The 23,278-nt window shown below is 56.8% G+C and carries 21 protein-coding genes and 1 pseudogene; 13 read left to right on the top strand and 9 right to left on the bottom strand.

Translation table 11 applies throughout. The features are described 5' to 3' along the window. Nucleotides 1-39 precede the first annotated feature (39 nt). Nucleotides 40-393 (top strand): RidA family protein, encoded by a 354-nt coding sequence (locus tag BUA39_RS02885; RefSeq protein ID WP_072791693.1) that lies wholly within the window; start codon nt 40-42, stop codon nt 391-393. Between the two features lie 8 nt (nt 394-401). Here the strand turns inward: BUA39_RS02885 and BUA39_RS02880 are convergent, their stop codons facing one another. Further along, a complete protein-coding gene (locus BUA39_RS02880; protein WP_072790653.1) occupies nt 402-893 on the bottom strand; it encodes a flavin reductase family protein in 492 nt (163 codons plus the stop codon). A 179-nt stretch (nt 894-1,072) separates the two neighbouring features. On the opposite strand from BUA39_RS02880, the gene dusA reads away from it, so the two are divergent. From dusA to BUA39_RS02865, 3 genes are all read left to right on the top strand, one after another. Then, nucleotides 1,073-2,095 carry a tRNA dihydrouridine(20/20a) synthase DusA gene (dusA, locus tag BUA39_RS02875; protein ID WP_278246284.1) on the top strand — a complete coding sequence of 341 codons (1,023 nt, stop codon included), beginning with the start codon at nt 1,073-1,075 and terminating at the stop codon, nt 2,093-2,095. Between the two features lie 5 nt (nt 2,096-2,100). Continuing rightward, nucleotides 2,101-2,925: a sulfite exporter TauE/SafE family protein gene (locus BUA39_RS02870; protein WP_072790649.1), complete on the top strand. Its 825-nt coding sequence runs from the start codon at nt 2,101-2,103 to the stop codon at nt 2,923-2,925. Between the two features lie 147 nt (nt 2,926-3,072). Next, nucleotides 3,073-3,873 carry a calcium-binding protein gene (locus BUA39_RS02865; protein ID WP_072790647.1) on the top strand — a complete coding sequence of 267 codons (801 nt, stop codon included), beginning with the start codon at nt 3,073-3,075 and terminating at the stop codon, nt 3,871-3,873. A gap of 68 nt (nt 3,874-3,941) precedes the next feature. On the opposite strand, the gene BUA39_RS02860 is transcribed toward BUA39_RS02865, so the two are convergent. The 3 genes from BUA39_RS02860 to ccmI are packed head-to-tail and all read right to left on the bottom strand — an operon-like array spanning nt 3,942 to nt 5,907. Then, on the bottom strand, nt 3,942-4,187 hold the full coding sequence (locus tag BUA39_RS02860) for a DUF1289 domain-containing protein (RefSeq protein WP_072790645.1): 246 nt from the start codon (nt 4,185-4,187) through the stop codon (nt 3,942-3,944). A 23-nt stretch (nt 4,188-4,210) separates the two neighbouring features. After that, on the bottom strand, nt 4,211-4,696 hold the full coding sequence (gene ruvX, locus BUA39_RS02855; RefSeq protein WP_072790643.1) for a Holliday junction resolvase RuvX: 486 nt from the start codon (nt 4,694-4,696) through the stop codon (nt 4,211-4,213). Further along, nucleotides 4,693-5,907: a c-type cytochrome biogenesis protein CcmI gene (gene ccmI, locus BUA39_RS02850; protein ID WP_072790639.1), complete on the bottom strand. Its 1,215-nt coding sequence runs from the start codon at nt 5,905-5,907 to the stop codon at nt 4,693-4,695. Before ccmI ends, ruvX begins: the two co-directional genes overlap by 4 nt. 328 nt (nt 5,908-6,235) lie before the next feature. Between ccmI and BUA39_RS02845 the strand changes: the two genes are divergently transcribed. Further along, nucleotides 6,236-6,835 carry a superoxide dismutase gene (locus BUA39_RS02845; RefSeq protein ID WP_072791692.1) on the top strand — a complete coding sequence of 200 codons (600 nt, stop codon included), beginning with the start codon at nt 6,236-6,238 and terminating at the stop codon, nt 6,833-6,835. A gap of 93 nt (nt 6,836-6,928) precedes the next feature. Here BUA39_RS02845 and BUA39_RS16745 read toward each other — a convergent pair whose 3' ends face one another. Then, nucleotides 6,929-7,105, bottom strand: coding sequence for a hypothetical protein (locus BUA39_RS16745; RefSeq protein ID WP_165610474.1), 177 nt, complete (start codon nt 7,103-7,105; stop codon nt 6,929-6,931). A 131-nt stretch (nt 7,106-7,236) separates the two neighbouring features. On the opposite strand from BUA39_RS16745, the gene BUA39_RS02840 reads away from it, so the two are divergent. Next, the gene (locus BUA39_RS02840; RefSeq protein ID WP_072790636.1) at nt 7,237-8,451 is read left to right on the top strand and encodes a helix-turn-helix transcriptional regulator; all 1,215 of its coding nucleotides are present in this window, start codon (nt 7,237-7,239) and stop codon (nt 8,449-8,451) included. A gap of 6 nt (nt 8,452-8,457) precedes the next feature. Here BUA39_RS02840 and BUA39_RS02835 read toward each other — a convergent pair whose 3' ends face one another. Further along, the gene (locus BUA39_RS02835; protein ID WP_072791690.1) at nt 8,458-9,006 is read right to left on the bottom strand and encodes an LOG family protein; all 549 of its coding nucleotides are present in this window, start codon (nt 9,004-9,006) and stop codon (nt 8,458-8,460) included. A gap of 100 nt (nt 9,007-9,106) precedes the next feature. On the opposite strand from BUA39_RS02835, the gene BUA39_RS02830 reads away from it, so the two are divergent. Together BUA39_RS02830 and BUA39_RS02825 are read left to right on the top strand one after the other, a co-directional pair. After that, nucleotides 9,107-10,552 carry a LysM peptidoglycan-binding domain-containing protein gene (locus BUA39_RS02830; protein WP_072790634.1) on the top strand — a complete coding sequence of 482 codons (1,446 nt, stop codon included), beginning with the start codon at nt 9,107-9,109 and terminating at the stop codon, nt 10,550-10,552. A gap of 141 nt (nt 10,553-10,693) precedes the next feature. Beyond that, on the top strand, nt 10,694-12,517 hold the full coding sequence (locus BUA39_RS02825; protein WP_072790632.1) for an ABCB family ABC transporter ATP-binding protein/permease: 1,824 nt from the start codon (nt 10,694-10,696) through the stop codon (nt 12,515-12,517). Here BUA39_RS02825 and BUA39_RS02820 read toward each other — a convergent pair. The 3 genes and pseudogenes from BUA39_RS02820 to BUA39_RS02810 all read right to left on the bottom strand — a co-directional run bounded on the left by BUA39_RS02820 (nt 12,487) and on the right by BUA39_RS02810 (nt 17,904). Beyond that, nucleotides 12,487-12,933, bottom strand: coding sequence for a nuclear transport factor 2 family protein (locus BUA39_RS02820; RefSeq protein WP_072790631.1), 447 nt, complete (start codon nt 12,931-12,933; stop codon nt 12,487-12,489). The genes BUA39_RS02825 and BUA39_RS02820 overlap by 31 nt on opposite strands. Nucleotides 12,934-12,947: 14 nt before the next feature. Beyond that, a pseudogene (locus tag BUA39_RS02815) lies at nt 12,948-16,660 on the bottom strand (efflux RND transporter permease subunit). Further along, complete coding sequence (locus tag BUA39_RS02810) at nt 16,657-17,904, bottom strand: efflux RND transporter periplasmic adaptor subunit (protein ID WP_072790629.1); 1,248 nt, start codon at nt 17,902-17,904, stop codon at nt 16,657-16,659. Before BUA39_RS02810 ends, BUA39_RS02815 begins: the two are co-directional and overlap by 4 nt. Before the next feature lie 205 nt (nt 17,905-18,109). Between BUA39_RS02810 and BUA39_RS02805 the strand changes: the two genes are divergently transcribed. From BUA39_RS02805 to BUA39_RS02780, 5 genes are all read left to right on the top strand, one after another. Continuing rightward, nucleotides 18,110-18,790 (top strand): hypothetical protein, encoded by a 681-nt coding sequence (locus tag BUA39_RS02805; RefSeq protein WP_072791688.1) that lies wholly within the window; start codon nt 18,110-18,112, stop codon nt 18,788-18,790. A 47-nt stretch (nt 18,791-18,837) separates the two neighbouring features. Next, nucleotides 18,838-20,121: a PQQ-like beta-propeller repeat protein gene (locus tag BUA39_RS02800; RefSeq protein WP_072790627.1), complete on the top strand. Its 1,284-nt coding sequence runs from the start codon at nt 18,838-18,840 to the stop codon at nt 20,119-20,121. A gap of 48 nt (nt 20,122-20,169) precedes the next feature. Then, entirely contained in the window at nt 20,170-21,639 is a 1,470-nt protein-coding gene (gene der, locus BUA39_RS02795; RefSeq protein WP_072790625.1) for a ribosome biogenesis GTPase Der, read from the top strand. 280 nt (nt 21,640-21,919) lie between these two features. Continuing rightward, nucleotides 21,920-22,159 (top strand): hypothetical protein, encoded by a 240-nt coding sequence (locus BUA39_RS02785; RefSeq protein ID WP_072790621.1) that lies wholly within the window; start codon nt 21,920-21,922, stop codon nt 22,157-22,159. A 126-nt stretch (nt 22,160-22,285) separates the two neighbouring features. Continuing rightward, nucleotides 22,286-23,248 carry a fatty acid desaturase gene (locus BUA39_RS02780; protein ID WP_072790619.1) on the top strand — a complete coding sequence of 321 codons (963 nt, stop codon included), beginning with the start codon at nt 22,286-22,288 and terminating at the stop codon, nt 23,246-23,248. The last annotated feature ends 30 nt before the right edge of the window (nt 23,249-23,278 follow it).

The following is a 23,278-nucleotide window of genomic DNA, read 5'->3' as shown; positions in this document are numbered from 1 at the left end:
CGGTACTCACCGCGCCGTTTTTACGTGAGGACAGAAAAGATGATTGAACGTATTTTCTCTGGTGGTGAGTTCGAAGCCAAGATCGGCTATTGCCGCGCTGTGGTCGCAGGCGGCTTTGTGCATGTCGCGGGCACCGTGGGGCAGGGCGAAACCGTAACCGAGCAGTGTCAATCGGCGCTTGAGACAATCAAGGGCGCTTTGGAAAAGGCGGGGAGCGACCTCTCAAAAGTGGTGCGCGTGAACTACTACCTCGAAGACCGCGCAGAGTTTGAACCCTGCTGGCCTATCCTTGCAGAAGCCTTTGGCGACAATCCTCCGGCGGCGACGATGATCGAATGTGGCCTGATCGACCCGAAATACCGGATCGAAATCGAGGTCACGGCGCTGGCATAACGGGCGGTTCAGCCTGCGGTGAACCCACCAAAGGCGCCTTTGGCGAAGACAAGGGGTTTTCCAGAATAGATGTGGGCCTTGGTGACTTGGCCCACAAGAATCACGTGATCGCCTGCGTCATGCTGTGCAACGGTCTGGCATTCAAAGGCGCAGAGGCAATCAGACAGCACAGGCACGCCAAAATCATTGTCGTGCCAGCGCGCATCAAACAGGTCACCCTGTCGCGCAAAGCCCTGCGCCAAAGCCTGCTGATCATCGCGCAGCACCTGGATGGCAAATTCTTTGGCTTCGGTGAAATGCGTGAATCGGTCGGATGATTTGGCTGGTGACCAAAGGATCAGCGGCGGATCAAGTGACAGAGATGTAAAGGAATTCGCCGTCATCCCAATTGGCCCGCTTTCGGTACGGGCGCTGACGATGGTAACGCCGGTGGCAAAACAGCCCAAAGCATCGCGGAAGGCGCGTTGCGTGTCCGCGCCGGGAATGAAACTAATACTCATCAGGATGTCCGCTGCTCTGCCTGTCGATTGCCCGGCAACCTAGCTTTTCGCCCCCGGCGTGGCAAGCAAGGCTTTGCTGTCGGGGAAGGTCCCGGCAATATTTGCGTCGGGGCGAAGATTGGCATATGGGGGCAGACACGCTATCTGTTTTTTGCTTGCAACCACATGAGTTTGACCCGGTGACACAGCCCGAGCCGTCCAACATTCGCAAAGCCGCGCGCCTATCTGTTGCACCTATGATGGACTGGACGGATCGTCATTGTCGGTATTTTCATCGCCTGCTGTCCAAAGAGACGTTGCTTTATACCGAAATGGTCACGGCGCCCGCATTGGTACGCGGTGGCGCAGTGCATTTGTTGGCGTATTCGCCAGAGGAGCATCCCATCGCGTTGCAACTCGGTGGGTCTGACCCCGCTGAACTGGCGCAGGCAACAAAACTGGGTGCGGCCGCCGGATATGACGAGATCAACCTGAACGTCGGCTGCCCGTCTGATCGTGTGCAATCCGGCACCTTTGGTGCGATCCTGATGAAGCAGCCGCAGCTTGTCGCGGATTGTGTGAAAGCCATGCAAGATGCCACAGACGTCGAGGTCACGGTAAAATGCCGGTTGGGCGTTGACGATCAGGTCGCGTCAGAGACTTTGCCGCGTTTTCTTGAAACGGTTGCTGCCACAGGCATTTCACGCTTCACGCTGCATGCGCGCAATGCTTGGCTCAAGGGGCTGTCGCCCAAGGAAAACCGCGATATTCCACCGCTGGACTATGACCTTGTGCATCGCATGAAGGCAGAGTTTCCAGAGCTTCATATCTCGATAAATGGGGGCATTGCCACCCTGGCCGAGGCACTGCCGCATCTTGAGCGCGGGCTTGACGGCGTAATGATTGGGCGGGCGGCCTACCATGATCCGGCGTCAGTTTTGTTAGACGCGGATCGCTTGATTTACGGCAATGAGGCAAGTGCCACAACGGCTGTCGGCGCGGTGCATGCAATGCTGCCGTATATCGAGTCTCACCTGACATCGGGCGGTAAGCTTAACCAGATCACCCGCCATATGCTGGGGCTTTTCACCGGCAAACCCGGCGCGCGCGCTTGGCGGCGGGTCTTGTCGGAAAACGCGAGCAAGCCCGGCGTTGGGCCTGAGTTGCTGCTAGAGGCGCTAGCCCACGTGCAAGCCCATTCCGGTACGCAGGCGGCAGAGTAGGAACAATGATGGACACATGGCTTTTGCTGCAAATGGCGCTTGTGCTGATCGTGATCGGGGGCGTCGCGGGTGTGCTTGCGGGCCTTCTGGGTGTCGGCGGCGGTATCGTCCTTGTTCCAGCGTTCTTCTATGCCTTTCAAACGCTTGGATTTGACGGTCCGCAATTGATGCAGCTGTGTCTGGGCACGTCTTTGGCCACGATCATCGTAACCTCGGTGCGGTCGGTCTTGGGACACAATAAAAAAGGCGCTGTCGATTGGGAGATTCTACGCAACTGGGGGCCGACCATCGCGGTGGGCGCGGCAATTGGCGTGACGATTGCGGCACAGCTGCGATCGGACGTTTTGCAAGCCATCTTTGGTCTCTTGGGTATCGTTGTTGGCATTTACATGGGGCTTGGGCGCTCTGACTGGCGGCTGGGAGAGGCTATGCCGACCGGCGGAAAACGCATTGCGCTTGGCCCAATGGTGGGCTTTTTGTCGGTTCTGATGGGCATCGGTGGCGGCAGCTTTGGTGTGCCTTTGATGAGCCTTTATAACACCCCCATTCATCGCGCGGTTGCGACGGCAGCGGGCTTTGGCGTGATTATCGCGGTGCCCGGTGTCATTGGGTTCTTGCTGGTCGACATTCCCGACAGCCAACGCCCTGCATTTTCCATCGGAGCGGTGAACCTCGTCGCGTTTGGTCTGGTGATCGTGATGACGCTGCTCACGGCTCCATGGGGTGTGAAGCTGGCCCACAGCATGGACGCCAAACCGCTGAAACGTGTCTTTGGCCTGTTTCTGACGCTGATCGCACTCAATATGCTACGCAAGGCGATTTGGGGCTAAGCGGTCTATTCCGACCGGCGCTTCATCAAAACGCCCAAAATCCAGCGACTGTTTCCGCGCTGGAAACTAACCAAAAATTAACTTTAGTTTCGCCTCAAAGTTGCCTAATTCTGCTTGGGACTACGATTTTGACTGGAATGACTTTCAATGGAAGCGCTGTTTCTTTTTGGCCTTTTTGCTGCGGGTTTGGCTGCAGCGGGTGTTTTTACAAGCGATCATGATGCCGACGATGATGTCGAAATCACCGGCACGGACCAGGACGAAGCCATTGTGGGTGGCTCCGGCGATGACTTGCTTCAAGGCTTAGGAGGTGACGACACCGTCCTTGGCGATGGCGGGGATGATTTAATCGATGGTGGGTCTGGCGACGATACCCTTGGGGGCGGCACCGGAGACGACTCGATACTTGGTGGCTTTGGCGATGATCGCATCTGGGGCAATGACGGCGACGATATTATTGCGACTGGCGCAGGCGATGACCGTGTGTTTGGCGGCGATGGGGATGATCTTATCGAGGGATGGTACGGAGAGGACACGCTTCTTGGTCAAGATGGTGATGACATTCTATTGGGAGTCAATTTGGACGCCCAAGGCATGGTCATGGATGATGAATTCGACAACGACACGCTGCGCGGCGGTGAAGGGGATGACCTTTTGATCATCGGATCTGGTGATGTCGCCTACGGAGACGAGGGCGCAGATAATTTCCTGACGGGGACCTATGTTTCTGGCGGAGACGCGCCGCAGATCAATGACTGGGAAGATGGCGAAGACATGCTGACCATCGTTGTGGACAGCGGCGCGCCGGGGCTGGTGTCGATCTCTGAAAGCCCAAGCAGCGACGGCACAGCGCAGGTCTTTGTTGATGGTGTGATGGTCGCACAAGTTGCGGGCGCCTATGGTGCTATCGGGCTGGAGGACATCACAGTCCTCGAAGAAGCCGCGTAAGCTGCTGCGAAAGTTTCGGCATCTGCCTCGTGACCAGAAACGAGGGGAGGTTGACGCGACAGACTATTCTATGTTGACAATTGGCGGGCCCTGCGCCCGCCTTTGCGCTTTTTCAGCAATCCTTCGCGCTCTGGCAGTTCGCCCATCAACGCATCGCGTTCCGCGTCGGACAATTGGCTCCATTGGGTGATCTCATCAATGGTGCGAAAACAGCCGGTGCAGATGCGTTCACGCGGATGGATGACGCAGACCTGCACGCAGGGCGAGGCGATTTCGGCGCGTTGCCAAACAGGTGTTTTCGGGTCGTTGATCATGTTGCTCACACCATCTTGGCCGGTCAGGGCTTGCGCCGAAGATGCGCCAGACGATCCAGCGCTCCTTGTAAGATATACCCGGCGGCCACGTGATCAATGACTTCAGAGCGACGTTTTCTGCTGGTATCCGCCTCAAGCAGCACTCTTTCAGCGGCAACAGTCGACAATCGTTCGTCCCAGAAGAAGATCGGCAGGGGGGTCAGCTGCGCAAGATTGCGCGCAAAAGCGCGGGTTGATTGCACGCGGGGGCCTTCGCTGCCGTCCATGTTTAGCGGCAGGCCGAGGATCAAAGCACCGATGTTGCGCTCTTTGATGATCTCCAACAACTGCGCAGCATCCTGCGTGAACTTCTTGCGCTTGATCGTGTGCAATGGGGACGCAATCGACTGAAAACTGTCCGAGATGGCAACACCAATGGTTTTGGTGCCCAGATCGAGCCCGGCCAGCGCCTGCATCTGCGGGATCTCTGCCGCATTGGCTTCGATGTCGTCAAAAATCTTTTGCGTCATTCCGTCAGTCCTGCAGCGCGGGCAGCGTTGGCGATCGGGGCCAAAGCCTCTGGTGTGGTCTCAAAGACCTCTTGCGCCTCATCCCAAACCACTTGCGCTTTGTCCAGATCGCCCAGCACACCATAGGCTGTAATCAACTGCGCCCATTCTTCGGGCGCGCCGCCTTCGGTTGCCAGACGGTCCGCCAATCCAGCCACCATGGCGTTGATCATCGCGCCTCGGTCTTCTTCGCTTAAATCTTGCGCGGCGTTGATGTCGTAAACCGTTGGGCCGCGCGGGGCAGGCGGGGTGTAGTCGATCCCGGCAAACCATGCCAAGTCACTGATGCGCGCGCGAATAGGTGCAATCCAAGGCGCGGCTTCGGGGCCAGCCTCTAGTAGATCACGCCAGATGCGGAAGGTCATGTCTGGGCGGCCAGTTTGGCTGAGCATAAGACCCGTGTAATAGCGCGCAAATCCGTTGTTTGGATCACGGGCAAGCGCGTCGCGCAATGCGCTGTCAGCCTCAGGCGAGACATAGCCCTGAGCGGCGCGGATCATCAGATCAGCGAGCTGCGTGTAGTCAAAACTGGTGGCGCTTTCGCCTTTGAGCGCAATTAACTGCGCCTGCGCGCGATAGGCTGCGCCGTAGTTCTGCAGCGTTGCCTCGTTGCGCACCAAGAGTTCCAGCCCGCGCATGTCGTCCGGGCGGTCCGCGACAGCTATGCGCAGGTCTGCGACCAATTTCAGGAACTCGGGATCTGCTTCCGGGACGGGGCGTTCAGGCAACTGTGCTTCAAAGGCGGCCTGCGTGGGTCGCTCTTGCAACATCTGCCGTGCGTTCTCAACCCGGTCTTGCAGTTCAAGATCGGGATAGCCGGGGTTCCCCAGATTGACGTAGAGCGCAGCCGCGCCTCCCAGAAGGAAAACTGCAACAACAACAGCAACACCGACCGTTTTGGGGTCACGCTGCTGTGCGCCATCCGCTTCGGCCTGCACCTGTGCATCTGCTGTCAGAATACGGCGCGACACTTCGGTGCGCACGCGCTCGGCGTCTTCTGCGGAAATCACACCGCGTGCGAGGTCGCGATCCACCTCGCTCAGCTGATCGCGATAGACCTGCAGGTCATAAGCCGCAGGTGACACCGCTGTGCTGCGCCCACGAGTCAGCGCGAGCCATAAGAATAGCCCGGTGATCAGCGTGAGCCCGGTCGCTGTGATCCAAAATACCATTTCAAAACACCATGGTGTCGATTTGCCGTCCGCACAGATGTAGCCCCTGACGGAGCCAACGGAAAGGCTTCAATCAGGGCCAAATGCGCGCAGGCCTGACATCCCCATCCGGAGCACACGCGAACCTCAATTTAAAATGGACAGATTTGTATCTTCTGAAGCGCCTTGCGAATTTGCGCCTCATCCCATGCGAAGTGGGTCAGATACACGCGCTTTCCAAAGATATTCCAAAAAACCGAGCAATATCGTCGGACTTGACCTTGACCTTCTGGCCCAAAATCTCACATCTGTCCCTAGAGAGACCGCACGAACCAACATGGAGGCCACCATGGCTTTTGAACTTCCTGATCTTCCTTACGCACACGACGCCCTGGCGGCACACGGCATGTCCGCAGAGACGCTGGAATACCACCACGACCTGCACCACAATGCTTATGTGACCAACGGCAACGCCGCAATTGCTGGCACAGAGTGGGAAGGTAAATCCCTCGAAGAGATCATCGTCGGCACCTACAACGCCGGTGCCGTTGCGCAAAACGGTATCTTCAACAACATCTCTCAGCTGTGGAACCACAACCAGTTCTGGGAAATGATGGGTCCGAACAAAACCGCGATGCCATCCGAACTGGAAAAAGCTATCGTAGAATCTTTTGGTTCCGTTGACGAATTCAAATCCCAATTCTCCGCCGCAGGCGCAGGTCAGTTCGGCTCCGGCTGGGCATGGCTTGTCAAAGATAGCGATGGCGGCCTGAAAGTGACCAAAACTGAAAACGGTGTGAACCCACTGTGCTTCGGTCAAACTGCGCTGCTGGGCTGCGACGTTTGGGAACACTCCTACTACATCGACTTCCGCAACAAACGCCCTGCGTATCTGACCAACTTCCTCGACAATCTGGTCAACTGGGAAAACGTTGCATCCCGCCTGTGATCTCTAAATTGATCTGAGAAATATTGCGCCCTCTCACCCGAGAGGGCGTTTTTCGTTTTATGGGCTACTCAATGTAAGCCATCAGCCCTGACATCAAAGGTACCAGGCGCCGGGCATGATGTTGGGCAGACCAAACCAACGTTTCGCGAAGGAGCGCAGCGACAGACCAAGGCCAAGAATGCTATGGCGACCGCGACGTTGCCCATTTGCGCGACGTGAGGCGGTCAGGAACGGGCGAATTTCTTCTGAACGATGGGCTGGTGCGGTCATGCTGGTATCTCCTCGTGATCATTGACCATGAGTATCGCCGCCCAGATCAAGTAACGCATGAGCAAGACATCCCAAATGGGCTTGGGTAATTTTACCCATGAGATTTGGCTGGCGTGGTGTAGAATGCGTATATGGGCAAGCCATCTTTCACACCAGAAGACCTCTCCGAGCTTATCGGCGTCGTTTACGACTCGGCCTTCGAAGAGGTGCAGTGGAAAACGCTGCTGACAAAACTCCGCGCCATGTTTCCCGGTGTCGGGGCTTTGGCATGGGGATACGACGGCGATACGATGTTGCCCGAATATGTGAACGCCGGGCAGACCCCCATTTTTCCGTCACCCTTTGAATTTAACATGAAAAATAACTTTGGTGAGACTATCGCCGAGGTGGTCAAGCGCACACCAAACGGGTTTGTCGTCAGGACAAAACGGTTCTTCCCGGAAGCACAATTGTTGAATTCGCGCTGCTACACGGATTTTCTGAAGCCCTCGGGGTATCGAAACTCTTTGCACCTGAAAGTCGACCACAATGGCGAAAAGGGGGCCTTTCTCGGGTTCCCACTGCCCGCTGACCCCAAGAGAGAAGCAGAGGTGCATGATCCGCTCTTTAAGGTGCTAAAGCTCTTGGCGCCGCATGCGGTACGCGCCAGTCAACTGGCCCGCGCATTGGCCTTGGCCAAACGTGCGACCGAAGCCTTTAGCGGCTTTTTCGACGGGATTATCCTGCCGATGTTGGTGACGGATGTGAAAGGCAAATACTTGTTTGGTAATACGGCTGGACGCCAAATCCTAAGTCGCGGCGATCCCTTCAAAGTCGCGCGCGACGGGGCTTTGACATTGTCAAACACCTACGACACTGCTGACCTTTACCACAAGATTTCTCAGACGAGCCGTGACCTCGTGCAAAGTGGGCTAAAGGTTCATACCCATGAATCCCCTCTGATGCTTGCGATTTCGCCGTTTCGTCCATCGATGCGCGATGCAAGCGCGATTGATCGCCATCTCTTGGACGAAGAACAAATGTTTGCGATTTTTGTTGGTCAGTCCGTGCATGATGCGGTGAATACTGCGCTGCTTGAGGATGTCTTTGACCTAAGTGCGCGGGAGGCCCAAGTCTGCAAATCTCTGCTCTTGGGGCAGAGTGTTGCAACAATCGCGGAAACCGCGCAGCGTTCGCCCAAGACCGTGCGCAATCAGATCCAGATGATCTATGAAAAGGTTGGCGTGTCTTCTAACGCTGAGCTGCTGGATCGCCTGTCGGTATTTCGAACGGTCGGAACCATGTTTGAAAGCAGCCCTGAGAACCGCTTGATGGAGACAATGACCGCCTCCAAAACAGTGCATTAGGCGCGGCTATTCTAAAGCTGAAATCTTAGAGATTGCGGAATTGACGTCTGCCTCGATACTGATGAAGTCGCGCAACGACGCATCCGCAAAGCCTTGATCGATCACGTGATCCACCAGCGCAATCAGCGGGTCCCAGTAGCCGTTGATGTTCAACAGAACGATGGGTTTGTCGTGCAGCGCAAGCTGCCTCCAAGTCAGGACCTCAAAGAACTCATCCAGTGACCCTGCGCCGCCCGGTAGAACCACGACAGCGTCACAGTTCATAAACATGACCTTTTTGCGCTCGTGCATGTTTTCTGTGACGATAAATCGGGTCAGGTCTGTCTTGCCAACCTCATGTTTCAGCAAATGCGTGGGAATGACACCGAAAGTTTCACCACCTGCGGCTTGCGTGGCATTGGCGACAGCCCCCATCAACCCGATATCACCCGCGCCATAGACCAGACGCCAACCTTCGGCGGCAATCGCCTGACCCAGCGCCAGCGCGGCCTCTTGATAAGCAGGGTCCACCCCGGAACGAGAGCCGCAAAACACACAGACGGAAAGCGTTGCCATAAAAAACTCCTGCTGAATCAATGCTGTTTTGACCATGGTTATCCAAGTTGCTACTGTCGCTCAACCAAGACGACTGCCAAAGACTGGGGAAGGGGCAGCCATGCGCAAAAACACCACTTTTTTGTCGGGAAACACGTTGATTGCCGGCGCGATTGCGCTTGCGGCTGCGATTGTTGCGGCGATGGCATTGGGGCTGTTTGATCGGGATGTGCCTACGCCTGTCGACGTCGCGCAAAGCGAGGTCGAAGTCACCGCGGCTCCGGTTGAACGCGAGACAAGCCCATCAGAGACAGCCGAGGCCGCACCCGTTGCAGCAGATGAAACCCCGGCGACCACTGACGAGGGTGTAGAGAACCATGAGTCTGCCGTGGTTGCAGAGCCTTCGACACCCGCGAGTACCGACAACAGCCGTCCAAGTTTTGATATCGTCCGGGTCGAAAAAGACGGGAGTGCCGTTATTGCCGGGGCAGGGGTCGCCAACGGCGGTGACGTGAAAATTCTGCTTGATGGAGAAGAAGTCGCTACGGCGCAGGCTGGTTCTGATGGTGGCTTCGCCGGGCTGGTGACAATCCCCCCAAGCGACGCGCCGCGTGTCCTGAGCCTTGTGCAGGACGTCGACGGCGAAGAAGTGACGTCCAACCAGACCGTGATTGTGGCCCCGGTTGCCGCGCCGCCTAAACAAACGGCTACCGAGGCGGAGTCCGATACCGTTGTGGCACGCGCCGAGGCTGTGACAGAAGACGCGGCTGAGGCACTGACATCGGTAACGGAAAAATTGGCTGAAAGCTTGAAGCCACAAGCCGAAGGCAAAAGCGAGCCGAACGAAAACGAAGTTGTTGCCTCTGAAGGGGAAGCGGAGAGCGCACCTGAAATAGGCGAGGCAACTGAACAAATCGCATCGCTGGCAGAGAGTGCCGCCACATCCGATGCTTCCGCTGAAGCGCCTGCGCCAGTGGCTGCGCCACAAGCGGAAACCAACGTTGACACCAGCGAGACCCCGCAACAAGCGCCGACTGTAATCATCTCAAGCGACGAAGGCGCACGGGTGGTGCAGGGACCCGGCGTCGAAGATAGCGCTCCATCTGATGTGGTGACGGTCGATGCCATCACCTATTCCGAAACCGGCGAGGTGCAGATGTCAGGCCGCGCAGCAGGCGCAGGCTTTGTGCGAATTTACCTCGACAATGGCGCCCGCGCACAGACACGTATTGCGCCTGACTTTACGTGGTGGGCAGAACTGTCTGATGTGGCCCCCGGTGTCTATACCTTGCGGGCAGACCATCTTTCGACGGAGGGAACTGTAATTTCCCGCGTCGAGTCGCCGTTCAAACGTGAGGCACCGGCAGAACTCGCCGCCGCTGCCAGTGCGGTAGAGGATCGCGGCATCGTGCAGGTGACGGTTCAGCCCGGAAACACCCTCTGGGCGATTGCGCGTGAGAACTATGGCGATGGCATTCAATACGTCAAAGTCTTTGAAGCCAACCGCGACCGTATCCGAGACCCGGATCTGATCTATCCAGGGCAGGTGTTCACAGTGCCAGAGTGATTTCCCGCGAAGGACGTGACCATTAAGACGACCGCGGTGCAAATTTCAGGAATGCGCAAGAAACCGGAGCCTCGGCGCTGGTCATTTCGCCTGCGGGTGCATAGGTTCCTACCTCGGAGCAGCAAAGGATCGGAACACGCGATGCAGCAATGGCGAACCGCCTCCCCAGAAGAATTGGCGCGGCACAGAAACCGGTCGGGTTGGGACATTCTGCGCAGGGTTGCACCTTATCTTTGGCCCAAGGATCAGCCCTGGGTCAAACAACGAGTCATGCTTGCGATGCTTGCGCTTTTGCTTAGCAAGGCTGTCGCTGTCTATACGCCGCAGCTCTATCGCATGGCAGTGGACGCTTTGGCCGAAGATGGCGTTTCGATCTTCATGCTGGGGGCCGTCGGGCTGACCATAGCATACGGATTTGCGCGGTTCATGTCGGTGGGGTTTCAAAACCTGCGCGACGCGGTCTTTGCCAAGGTAGGACAGCGCGCACTGCGTCGTCTGGCGCTTGAAACGTTCGAGCATATCCACCGGCTTTCCATGCGCTATCACATCACGCGCAAAACTGGCGGCCTCAGCCGGATTATTGAGCGTGGCGTGAAGGGCGTCGAATTCCTTCTGCGCTTCATGCTGTTTTCAATTGGGCCTTTGGTGCTGGAACTCCTGCTGATTGCGGCGATCCTCTATTTCCAGTTGGACGTCTGGTATCTGGCCGTCATCGTTGTCACCATCGCGGCCTATGTCTGGTTCACTTTCAAAGTCACCGAATGGCGCGTGAAACTGCGCCGGATCATGAATGATCAGGACACGGATGCCAATCAGAAGGCCATCGACAGCCTGTTGAATTTTGAAACCGTCAAATACTTTGGTGCAGAGCGGCGTGAGGCGCAGCGTTATGATGCCTCGATGCGCGGCTACGAAACAGCAGCATTAAAAACCGCCTATTCGCTTGCCGGGCTGAACGTCGGACAAAGCTTTATTATTACCACTGGCTTGGTGATCGTCATGGTCATGGCCGCGATGGGCGTCGAGAACGGCACGCTGACCGTGGGCGAATTTGTCATGGTCAACGCCTATATGATTCAGATCACCATGCCGCTGAACTTCCTTGGCACGGTCTACCGCGAAATCCGCCAGAGCCTTGTCGATATGGGAGAGATGTTTGACCTTCTCGGTCAACCCGCCGAGATTTCCGACCTGCCTGATGCTGCTGAACTGAAGGTGGATGGCGGCAAAATCGAACTAGAGAATGTCTCGTTTGGCTACGATGACGAACGCCCGATCCTGAAAGGCGTGTCCCTGACCGTAGGCGCCGGGCAGAACGTGGCCATCGTTGGTGCCTCTGGGTCCGGCAAATCCACGATTGGGCGGTTGCTGTTCCGGTTCTACGATGTTCAGGGCGGTGCGTTGAAGATCGATGGGCAGGATGTGCGCGATGTCACGCAGCAAAGCCTGCATGACGCGATCGGCGTGGTGCCGCAGGATACGGTGCTGTTTAACGATACCATTCGCTACAACATCGCCTATGGCCGAGATGACGCCACCGAAGAAGACATTATCGCAGCAGCCCAGGCAGCCCAAATCCACGATTTCATCGTATCCTTGCCGGAAGGATATGAAACGGCAGTGGGCGAACGCGGTCTGAAGCTGTCAGGCGGCGAAAAGCAGCGTGTGGGCATTGCACGCACGCTTTTGAAAGACCCACCGCTTTTGCTGCTGGATGAGGCCACCTCGGCGCTTGATACGGAAACGGAAGGCTCCATCAAAGACGCGCTGGCGCGTGCGGGGCAGGGGCGCACGGTGATCACAATTGCGCACCGGCTGTCGACCATTGCCGAGGCCGACCGCATTGTTGTGCTTGAAAAGGGTGAGATCGTCGAAGAAGGCACCCACAGTGAACTGCTAGAGCGTGATGGCCGCTATGCGCAGCTTTGGCACCGTCAGCAAAGCGAGGATGCGGAGGCCGCGTGAAGCGACGTGGCCCCGACTTTTTCCCAGACCTCGTCGTGATTGACAGCGTTGGCTTCTGCAATGCGCCAGATGCCGCGCTGTCTCAGCAAAAGGTAGCTTGATCGCCAAGTGACAATCGGCTGGCCCTTTTCATCAAGGGCCTCCTCGTCGGTGCTGACAATCGCCTCTGACAGGCTGGTGGCATGCACAAGATGCACACGACGCCGCACCTTTTTAACACCCCGTGCGCGATGGACTTTGGCGATCACCGAAAAAGCTTCGACAACATCTGCCGTATCGCGCAGCTTAACTTCGCCACCCTTTAGGGTGATCTCAAAGGGGAATTCCAGAAACTCGGCAACCGCCGCAAAGTTTTTGTCGGCGATTGCGCGATGATAGTCCTGCATAAAGGCGCGCAGGTTTTCTTCGATTGTCATTAACCACTCGTTTATTATTCGGCTGCTTTGACAGCTTCCTGTTCAGTCAAGACAGGTTTAACCATTTGTGGTGTCTCTTCCCACAAAATTTCTGGTGATCTGATCTTTTTGGCCGATCTCCGCAACTCCCAATCGCGCGCCGCACGGCTGCCACGCCCGCGTGTGAGACGTGCAATCAAGCGGAAAATCCAACGCATATAGGTCGAAAACCAAACCCGCAGTGCCAGCATCGAAGGTGTGAACACCAGCGTCAGCATTGTTGCGATACCAAGGCCAAAAACCACGGCAGTCGCCAATTGTTTCCACCAGAGCGCGGTGGGGCTGTCGATGGAATAGCCGCCTTCGATGAAATTCAGACTCAACCCGAACATCATCGGCGCCAGACCGGCCATGGTTGTGATTGTGGTCAGCAGCACCGGGCGCAGACGGTCCTGCGCGGTGCGCACGATGGCCTCGATCCGGGGCATGAATTGGCTGTATTCCTGATAGGTGTCGATCAGAACAATATTGTTGTTCACCACGATCCCGGCGAGGGCCACGATGCCGGTCCCGGTCATAATGATCGAAAAAGGCTGTCCCATCACCAGCATCCCGATCAGCACGCCAGTTGTCGACAGGATAACCGCCAGCAAAACCAGGGCAGAATTGTAGAAGCTATTGAATTGCGCCAGCAGGATAATGAACATCAAACCCAGCGCGCCAAGGAAAGCATTGCCAAGAAAGGCCTGCGATTCCGCTTCGTCTTCTTGGTCGCCGGTCCACTCCCATTCGATACCAGTCGGGAAGGGGGTGGTTTCCTCGGCCCATTTGGTCAGGCGCTCAATCTGGATCGCTGGCGTCAAAGGCACGCCAGTGTGAAACCACGGTCTTCAAAGCTTTCCTGCAGACCCGTTTCATCTTTCCAGCGGTCTGCAGAGATCAGTTCAAACTCGTCAGTTTCGGGGTTCGAAACCAAGATCATGTTGCTTTCAACACCCGCCTTCACATCAAAAACGCGGGTCTGGTCGACGCGGTTGATCTCTGCCAGCTTTGGAACAGGCTGGCGGGTGATGAAATTGGACAGTGGCACCAAGCCGTCGCGTGTGCGGACTTTCAATGTATCAAGGGTCGAAAGCACGCGGTCCTGTTCGGGCAGGCGCACGCGGATTTCGATCTCTTCGTCATTACCAGCAGGGGTGTAAGTATCAAGCAAAATGCCGCGCGTGACCAATTGCACCATCGCCCCAACGGTTGCCACATCGGCACCATAGCGGCCTGCCTTTTCCACATCCACGTCGATCTGCCAGTCGATGCCGGGCAGGGGGCGGGTGTCTTCGATCAGGGTCAGACCGGGGGTGGTGTCAAATTTCTCGCGCACGGTTGTCGCCGCGGCCAGTAGGTCTTGCCAATTGTCACCTTTGACGCGGAAGTGCACGGGTTTGGCCGAGGCAGGCCCTCGGTTCGCTGCCAAGATTTCAATCTTAGCCCCCGGAATGGTGTTCAGCTGTTCTGTTAGTTCGTCGATGATCAAATCGCCGTCAAAATCCGCAGCCTTGATGGCGCGATTGACGGTGATGCCCAGGATAGGGATCGTGAACCAAGGCTCACTTGTGTCTGGGCGATCCTCCCAAGGTATGGTTTCCATCTGAATCTGGCCGATGGTGTCCTTCGGAGGCGCCGCGCCACCGGTGTTGTTGTCCAAGCCGCCTTCGCCTGCAAAGGAAAAGGCCGTTTTGATGCCCGGATGAGCCAGAACGATGTCTTCGGCTTGCTGCACCAAGGCGTCTTGCTGTTCTAATGAGAGGTTCCCGCGCGCCAAGACATAGACCAGCGCCATTTCTGGTTCGGATTCCACAAAGAACTCGACGCCTTTGTTGTTTTCACCGAAGTACATAAAGACGCTGACGACAAACCCGGCGACAGCGGCGATGGTCACCAGCGGCATGATCGGGTTGCCCGCGATCAGCTTGATGAACCAACCAAAGGGCGACAGGCCTCGGCCAACCTTGACGCGCCGTTCCCGGCGTTCAAGCATGACAGCGTCAACGGTGATTGACGCTGCGAAAGCGCCCAACATGAAGACCACAAAGCCGAAGATAAATGGCGCAATCCCGCCCTCAGCGCCCGCAGCCCCCATCAGGTAGCTTGGGTTCAAAATCTGCATTGCGCCGAGGAATATGATAAAGAGCGACGGGGGCACCAAAAGCAGGCGCACCAGCCAAGGTGTCTTTTTGCGCAAGGCGACAGATGCAGTGTGAAACAAGCGGCTCATGCGGCCAGATACGCCACCCATGACAGGCAGGTAGATCAGCGCCACAATCAGCGATGCAGAAAGAACAAAGATCAGTGTGACCGGCAGCATGCCCATGAACTGCCCCGGAACGCCCGGCCAAAACAGCATTGGCAAGAAGGCACAAAGGGTTGTCGCGGTAGACGATACGATGGGCCAGAACATGCGTTTCGCGGCCTCGACATAGGCGTGCATCGGGCCCACACCCTGCGCAATGCGTTTGTCGGCGTATTCAACAACCACAATCGCCCCGTCGACCAGCATCCCCACGGCTAGGATCAGACCAAACATCACGATGTTCGAAATCGTGACGTCCATCACTGCCAGAAGCACAAAACACAACAGGAACGAGGTCGGGATCGCGAAGCCCACAAGCAATGCAGCCCGCGTGCCAAGTGCAGCCAAAACCACAATCATCACAAGCGCAATCGCCGTCAGAACTGACCCTTCAAGCTGTCCCACCATCGAGCCGACGATCCGGCTTTGGTCATTGGAAGTGCCGACTTCGACAGCGGCTTTTAATTCATCGGGCCACTCGGCAGAGGCCTCGTCTACAGCCTGTTTGATCAATTCGGCGGTATCGATCAGGTTAAACCCTTTGCGCTTTACCACCTGCAGAGCAACCGTGTTGATGCCGTTAAAGCGAGCGGTGCCGCGTCGGTCTTCGAACGTCAGGTTGATTTCGGCCAGATCACCCAGCGTGACCACCCGGTCACCGTTGGTTTTGACAGGCAGGGAGTAGACATCGCGCGCATCATCAAAGCTAGAGGGGATTTTCACGGCGAATTTGCCGCTGGCGGTTTCGACCTCACCGGCGGCAATAAGTTGGTTATTGTTGCGCACAACATTGATCAATTCACCAGCGGTGACGTTGTAGCTTTCAAGGCGCAGCGGATCGATCAGCACCTCAAGCATCTCGTCGCGTTTGCCGGCAATACCTGCTTCCAGAACGGCGTCGAGCGACTCTAGCCGTTCTTGCAGGTCATCCGCGACGCGGGCCATGGTGCGCTCTGGAACGCGACCCGAGAGGTTTACAATGATGATCGGAAACTCAGAAAAGTTGATCTCATTGACAGAGTAAGTATCTGCCCCGTCTGGGAACTGGCTTTCAGCCTTGCCCATAGCGTCGCGCACATCGGCCGTGATTTTGGTTTTGTCCCAACCGAATTCAAACTCTAGCGCGACACCGGCATAGCCTTCAGCAGCGGTTGACGACATCTTTTTCAACCCGTCAAGGTCAGCCAGTTCGGTTTCCATCGGTTTGACCAGCAAGGTCTCTGAATCCGATGCCGAGATGCCCTGGAACGGCACTGACACAAACAGTGCTGGAATTTCGATGTCCGGTTCGCCCTCTTTGGGCAGGTTCCAATAGGCAAAGCCCCCGGCAAGCAGGGACAATACAATAAAAGCAATTACCATCCGCGCTCGGGCGGCGGCCCAGTCAACAACACCGATCATTCGTTTGTCTCCTGGTATGACGCCTCGACCGGAACGCCACTAACGACATATTCCTGACCAATGACGATCACGTCTGCGGTCTCTGGCAGCCCTGCCAACCAGATGCCCTGCGCGGTGTCGCGCAATACGGTGACCGGGGCAAAGTCTGCGGTGTTGTCTTTGGTGACAACACGTACACCCAATTTGCCCTCATCGTTAAGGGTCAGAACCGATTGTGGCAGCAGGTGTGCGGACTTGCCTTCGGCCGCAATGATGATTTCAGCCGTCTGGCCATCGCGGACCTTCAAGTCCTTGTTTGGTACGGTCAGCTCGACCCGGAATGTTCGCGTCTCTGGGTCGGCGGAACGGGAGATGAACGTCACCGTGCCCCGAACCTCATCGCCGCTTGCAAGCCGGGCACCGCCCATCGCGCCAAGCTCGACACGATTGACCTCTGTTTCAGGAACGAATCCGACCAGCTTGATAGGATCAAGTTGGATGATCGTTGCGCAGTAGGCGCCGTTTGGCCCCTGTGCTTGCAGCAGGCTTCCGAACTCTGCGGTGTCTGCCTCAAGCAAGCCCGCAAATGGCGCGCGCACGGTCAGGCGATCGATTTCCTTTTTCGCAGAGGCCACACGCGCTTCAGCAGCCTCAATGGCGGCTTGCGCGCTGTCGATCCCTGATGTTGCGGCTGCAACCGCGGCTTCAGCGGCGCGTACCGAAGCCTGTGCAGAGGCCACACGCGTGTCCGAAGCAAATCCGTCTTTTGAAAGCTTTGACGCCGCATTGTCGTTGATCTGAGCTTCCTGCAGGCGCGCTTTGGCCTCCTGCAAACGGGCTTCTGCCGCTGGCACACCTGCGTAGGCTTCAATCAGGCGGGCCTCTGCCTCTGCCAATGAGGATTGGCGCGTACCAGGGTCGATCTCGCAGATCACTTGGCCTTCTTCAACAAACGAGCCTTTGCGCAGGGGTTGCGAGGTGACGAGGCCCGAGGTTTCGGCCAAAACATCAATCTGGCGCTCTGCTTCAGTTTCCCCGCGTACAATTACGGCGCTGTCGATCACACGTGCGGTCGATTTTACGGCCACCACACGCACCACATTGTTGGCAGGGGCGGCGGCTTCTTCTGCCGCGACCTCAGGTGCCGCGACCTCGGTTGATGCATCGTCGGCTGCGGCAAACGCCAGCAGAGTGTCCCGTTCAATCACAAAAAAGTACATAACAGCCGTCACAATTACGGCTATGACTATTGGAACAATCCGCATCGTTCTCTACCCTGTATTCACGCGTTTGTGTTGCAGTTAGACACCCGCACGGAAATTACAATATTGGCAGGCGAATTTTCTGAACCGTCCGGTTTAGTTTAGTTAGAATGTTGCGAAATCGCAAGCATTCGCCATCCATCCCGCTTGCACTTGGCAGTGGCAAACCGACGCGTTAAGAGTGTCGGGAAATATTGGGGAAGTGACCGTGAGCAATACTGACAGCTTTATTGATGAAGTTTCCGAAGAGGTGCGCCGCGACCAACTGTATCGCGTATTCCGCAAATACGGATGGATTGCGATTGCTGCGGTGATCTTGATCGTGGGCGGCGCAAGCGTCAACGAATATCGCAAAGCGCAAGCCACAGCGGCGGCGCAGGCAACAGGCGATGCGCTGCTCAACGCGTTGAACGTGGATGAGGCCCATGATCGCATCACCGCGCTGGAAGGCGCAGAGTTGCAATCTGACGAAGCCGAGGTTGTGCGCCAATTCCTACTGGGTGCAGAGCAGGTTGTGGCCGGCAATGCCGATGCCGCAGCAGAGGTTCTTCTGAAAGACGGGACTGTTACCGGAGAGACCGCGCCGATCTATCGCGAACTCGCGGAACTTAAGGCGGTGATGCTGGGCGCTGACAGCATTCCGGCAGACGAGCGCCGCACACGACTAGAAACCTTGGCGCAACCGGGTGCGCCTTTGGCGCTGCTCGCCGCAGAGCAACTGGCCCTGCTAGAGGTCGAAACCGGTAATGCAGACGCGGCAATCGACCGTCTGCAGGCTCTTATTCAGGATGCAGAAGCGACGGCAGGCTTGCGTCAACGCGCGTCTCAGTTGATTGTGGCCCTAGGCGGGGAGCCCGAAACCCTGCCAACACTGCGTAACACGCAGTAATCACGACAGAACCGGAGGGCAGGGCAGTGGCACATCGGAAATGGCTTATGGCGGCAGTTGTCGCGGGTTTGGTCGGCGGATGTGCTGAGCGCGAAGTCATCTTGCAGGGCGACCGGCAGGAGTTGCGGGGCGAGCCGCCGCAGGTTGAACTTCCATCTGAGTCGCGCTCCATTCGATTGGCAGCGCAGACGCGCAACGCGAATTGGACGCACCGCCACGGAACGCAGAAATACCGCACCGCGCACCCGGCGCTTTCCACCGCACCAGCTTTGGCATGGACCGCCAACATCGGTGCAGGCGATGGGCGTCGTCAGCGCATTGCCACAGACCCTGTAGTCTTTGACGGCCGCATTTTCACTATCGACAGCGAGGCGCAGCTGACCGCAACCGGCACAGAGGGGCAGCGCCTTTGGGCGCATGACATGACCCCCGCAGGCGACAAATCGTCCGAGGCATCGGGGGGTGGTTTGGCCGTGGGCGAAGGCAAACTCTTTGTCAGCAACGGCTTTGGTCGCTTGTCGGCCTTTGATCCGGCAACCGGGGCCTTGCTGTGGGAACAGCGTCTTGGCGCGACCGGCAGCGGTGCGCCAACGGTTTATGGCGGGCTGGTCTATGTGATTTCCGGCGATGACCTCGCTTGGGCGCTTGACACAGAGACGGGCCGCATTGAATGGCAGTTGTCGTCGACGCCGGATGTAAACAACCTGATGGTGCCCTCGGCACCCTCGGTGACGGACAAATTCGTGATCTTTGGTTTTGGCTCTGGTGAGGTGCAAGCCGCCTTCCGCAAAGGTGGGCTGCGCTTCTGGGATGCGGGCGTGCAGGGGGGCCGCGTTGGCCGTGCGCTGTCATCAATCAGCGATATCTCTGGCGATCCGGTAGTAGTTGGCAATACCATCTATGTCGCCAATCACTCTGGTCGTCTGGTGTCTTTGGATGCCGACACGGGCACCCGCAACTGGACCATCGAACAGGGCGCGCTAAGCCCGGTATGGCCAGCGGGCGATTCCCTCTTTCTTGTGAATGAGCAGAACCAGTTGTTGCGCGTCTCTGCCGCGACCGGAGAGGTCATCTGGGGCAAACGCCTGCCTGACTTCGTCAAAGAAAGACCACGCCGCCAAGTGCGCCGCTATGGTCAATACGGCCCGGTTCTGGCCGGTGGGGTGCTATGGATCGCGTCCTCTGCAGGAACCCTGAATGCCTATGACCCCGCGTCCGGTGATCTGCTGCGATCAGAGGCCCTGCCGCATGGCGCTGCCTCCAACCCAGTCGTTGCAGGTGGCACGCTGTATGTCGTCAACAAAAAGGGCGAACTACTCGCTTTTCGTTGACCTAAAACTGCTGTATGGCGGCACCTTCAGACTCTCTGGAGAGGACCGATGAGTTTCACACTCGCTATTGTGGGCCGCCCGAACGTGGGCAAATCCACGCTATTTAACCGCCTTGTGGGCAAGAAGCTCGCGCTGGTCGATGACCAGCCCGGTGTGACGCGCGACCTGCGCGAAGGTGAGGCGCGCCTTGGGGATATGCGCTTTACTGTTATCGACACCGCTGGGCTTGAGGACGCGACGGATGACTCCCTGCAAGGGCGCATGCGGCGGCTGACCGAACGTGCGGTGGATATGGCGGACGTGTGCCTCTTTATGATTGACGCGCGCGCTGGAGTGACCCCAACGGACCTGATTTTTGCAGAAATCCTACGCAAACGTTCTGCACATGTGATCCTAGCGGCCAACAAAGGCGAAGGCGCTGCGGCGGATGCCGGCGTGATCGAAGCCTATTCCTTGGGCCTTGGGGAACCGATCCGCCTGTCTGCAGAACATGGTGAAGGTCTGAACGACCTTTATGGGCAGCTTCTGCCCATCGAAGAGAAATTTGCCGAAATCGCTAAGGCCAACGCGCCTGTCGTCGATGTGACCGTGGACGAAGATTTCGACGAAGACGAAGATTATGTGCCCGTTCCAACGCAAGAGAAACCCCTGCAGATCGCAGTTGTCGGGCGTCCGAATGCAGGTAAATCGACGCTGATCAACCAAATCCTCGGCGAAGACAAAATGCTGACCGGCCCCGAAGCCGGGATCACCCGCGACGCAATTTCCACACGCACTGTATGGAACGATGTGCCCATGCGGATTTTTGACACCGCCGGTATGCGCAAAAAAGCCAAAGTGCAGGACAAGCTGGAAAAGCTGTCGGTCTCTGACGGTTTACGGGCTGTCAAATTTGCCGAAGTCGTCGTGGTTTTGCTGGATGCCGCGATTCCCTTTGAACAGCAGGACCTCCGCATCGCCGATTTGGCCGAACGCGAAGGCCGGGCGGTTATCGTTGCCGTCAACAAATGGGATATTGAGGACGCCAAGCAGGAAAAACTGCGCGACCTTAAAGAAGCTTTCGGTCGTTTACTGCCGCAGCTGCGTGGCGCACCGCTGATTACGGTCTCGGCCAAAACCGGACGCGGTATGGACCGGCTGCATGACGCCATCATGCGCGCCTATGATGTCTGGAACCGCCGCATTCCAACCGCGCAATTGAACCGCTGGCTGATCGGCATGCTAGAACAGCACCCGCCACCTGCACCGCAGGGTAAACGCATCAAGCTGCGCTACATGACGCAGGCAAAAACCCGTCCGCCGGGCTTTGTCGTCATGTGCTCTCACCCGGACAAGATTCCCGAAAGCTATAACCGCTACCTCGTCAACGGTCTGCGCGAGGACTTTGATATGCCAGGCACGCCAATCCGCCTGTTCATGCGCGGACAGGGGGACAAGAACCCCTACAAAGGCAGCCGCAAAAAGAATGCGGGCGCTTTGAAAAAGCACCTGAAGCCCCGTGCATTGCGCGAAAAGTGAATTCGAAAGACCCGCCATTCTCGGCGGGTTTTTTCTTATCTGCCAATGGGTTGCGCCATCGACCTTTGTTCGCCGGCTGGGTGGCAGCATTTTGCTATCGGCGGATTTTCCCCAACGACTTTTTCGTCTTTTCGCCGATGTTTTGCGCGACAATCCGCAAGCGGCTGGCACGGTTTGGCCGTAAAGATCACGGCGCGCCGATCTTGATTGTTCTACCCAGATCTCTCTGCAAATCGTGACACCGCGGAAACGATCCGCATCACTTTTTATGGAGATAAAAATGAACAAACTTGTACTGGCATCCACCCTGGCAATCGCAACTCTCGCCACACAGGCCATTGCGGAAGTCACCCTGGAAGATATGGACGCCAGCGGTGGTTTTAGCCTTGAGGAAATGCAGGCGGCCTATCCTGACCTGACCGAAGAGGGTTTTGTGGCGTTGGACACCGATGAAAGCGGTGAACTGTCGATGGAAGAGGTCGAAGCCGCGATTGAGGCAGGCACGCTGGTCGTCGAGTAAGCCAGCCACAAGCTGAGGCGCACCCTTTCCCCAGTCGGGTGCGTCTCGGACAGCAGCGCTAGCGGCTAACCATTGATTAACCAGTTTCCCGAAAGAATGGCGTGAAGTCTGACTTTTGGGGGACAAATGGATTTTCAAGCAATCATTTCAAAACACCGTCACATTGATAACCGTACCGCCTGGGGGCAACTTTTGGGCACGCTTTTTGCCTATTTCGCGTTCCTTACGGCGGCTGTGATCGGGGCCAACCACATCTGGATTGTCTTGCCCTGCGCCGCTGCTTGCGGACTTTCGGCCGTGCGGCTTTATATGCTGCAACACGATTGCATGCACCGTTGTTTTCTAAAGCCAAAGAAGATCAATGATCTGATTGGCGTTCTGCTCTCTCCATTCACCCTGACGCCCTTCGCCACCGGGCGCTATAACCATGGGCTTCATCATAGCCATGTCGGGGATTTGGATCATCGTGATACCTTTGAAATCAATGTCTTAACGGTCAACGAATACCGCGAAAAAAGTTTTGGGTTTCGGCTGGCATATCGGCTCTACCGACATCCTTTCACGCTGGTTCTGGTGGGGCCATTTTTGGTGTTCATGGTTTTTCATAGGTTTCCAAAAAATACGCTCAAAGGTGGGTTCATCAAAGATGTCCTGATCCACAACCTGATGCTTTTGGTCTATTTCGCCGCCGTCTTCGGCGTTGCTGGATTAACAGGCATCTGGGTTTTGTTGCTGTCAATTTGGATCGGCGTCTCGCTCGGCGCTGTGATCCCCTATGTGGAACACAATTTCGAAGACGCGCATTGGGGGCGGTGGCCTGAGCTAACCCATGAAAAAGCCGCACTGGAAAATTCCGCCGTGTTGGATTTCGGCAAGGCCTTTCACTGGGTTACCGCCAATATCGGTTTCCACGATCTGCACCACCTCAACCCGATGATTCCGAATTACAACTTAAAGACATGCCATCAAGAACTTGAAAACGCAGGGCTATTGCACTCCAGAAAAATCACCCCGCGAGAGGCATTGGACTGCTTTAACTGGAAGCTTTGGGATGAAGAGCAGGAAAAAATGGTCGGTTTTCCTGCGTAGCACCACGAATGAAAAGGCCCGGTCAATGCC

The organism is Cognatishimia maritima (assembly GCF_900129685.1).
Taxonomy (GTDB): domain Bacteria; phylum Pseudomonadota; class Alphaproteobacteria; order Rhodobacterales; family Rhodobacteraceae; genus Cognatishimia; species Cognatishimia maritima.
The sequence above is the reverse complement of the archived record's forward strand: the minus strand, read 5'-3'. Positions and strand labels throughout refer to the sequence as shown.

Coding starts and splice junctions, on each gene's coding strand:
- BUA39_RS02885 (WP_072791693.1), top strand. CDS start 40: ATGATTGAACGTATTTTCTCTGGTGGTGAGTTCGAAGCCAAGATCGGC.
- BUA39_RS02880 (WP_072790653.1), bottom strand. CDS start 893: ATGAGTATTAGTTTCATTCCCGGCGCGGACACGCAACGCGCCTTCCGC.
- BUA39_RS02870 (WP_072790649.1), top strand. CDS start 2,101: ATGATGGACACATGGCTTTTGCTGCAAATGGCGCTTGTGCTGATCGTG.
- BUA39_RS02865 (WP_072790647.1), top strand. CDS start 3,073: ATGGAAGCGCTGTTTCTTTTTGGCCTTTTTGCTGCGGGTTTGGCTGCA.
- BUA39_RS02860 (WP_072790645.1), bottom strand. CDS start 4,187: ATGATCAACGACCCGAAAACACCTGTTTGGCAACGCGCCGAAATCGCC.
- ruvX (WP_072790643.1), bottom strand. CDS start 4,696: ATGACGCAAAAGATTTTTGACGACATCGAAGCCAATGCGGCAGAGATC.
- ccmI (WP_072790639.1), bottom strand. CDS start 5,907: ATGGTATTTTGGATCACAGCGACCGGGCTCACGCTGATCACCGGGCTA.
- BUA39_RS02845 (WP_072791692.1), top strand. CDS start 6,236: ATGGCTTTTGAACTTCCTGATCTTCCTTACGCACACGACGCCCTGGCG.
- BUA39_RS16745 (WP_165610474.1), bottom strand. CDS start 7,105: ATGACCGCACCAGCCCATCGTTCAGAAGAAATTCGCCCGTTCCTGACC.
- BUA39_RS02840 (WP_072790636.1), top strand. CDS start 7,237: ATGGGCAAGCCATCTTTCACACCAGAAGACCTCTCCGAGCTTATCGGC.
- BUA39_RS02835 (WP_072791690.1), bottom strand. CDS start 9,006: ATGGCAACGCTTTCCGTCTGTGTGTTTTGCGGCTCTCGTTCCGGGGTG.
- BUA39_RS02830 (WP_072790634.1), top strand. CDS start 9,107: ATGCGCAAAAACACCACTTTTTTGTCGGGAAACACGTTGATTGCCGGC.
- BUA39_RS02825 (WP_072790632.1), top strand. CDS start 10,694: ATGCAGCAATGGCGAACCGCCTCCCCAGAAGAATTGGCGCGGCACAGA.
- BUA39_RS02820 (WP_072790631.1), bottom strand. CDS start 12,933: ATGACAATCGAAGAAAACCTGCGCGCCTTTATGCAGGACTATCATCGC.
- BUA39_RS02810 (WP_072790629.1), bottom strand. CDS start 17,904: ATGCGGATTGTTCCAATAGTCATAGCCGTAATTGTGACGGCTGTTATG.
- BUA39_RS02800 (WP_072790627.1), top strand. CDS start 18,838: ATGGCGGCAGTTGTCGCGGGTTTGGTCGGCGGATGTGCTGAGCGCGAA.
- der (WP_072790625.1), top strand. CDS start 20,170: ATGAGTTTCACACTCGCTATTGTGGGCCGCCCGAACGTGGGCAAATCC.
- BUA39_RS02785 (WP_072790621.1), top strand. CDS start 21,920: ATGAACAAACTTGTACTGGCATCCACCCTGGCAATCGCAACTCTCGCC.
- BUA39_RS02780 (WP_072790619.1), top strand. CDS start 22,286: ATGGATTTTCAAGCAATCATTTCAAAACACCGTCACATTGATAACCGT.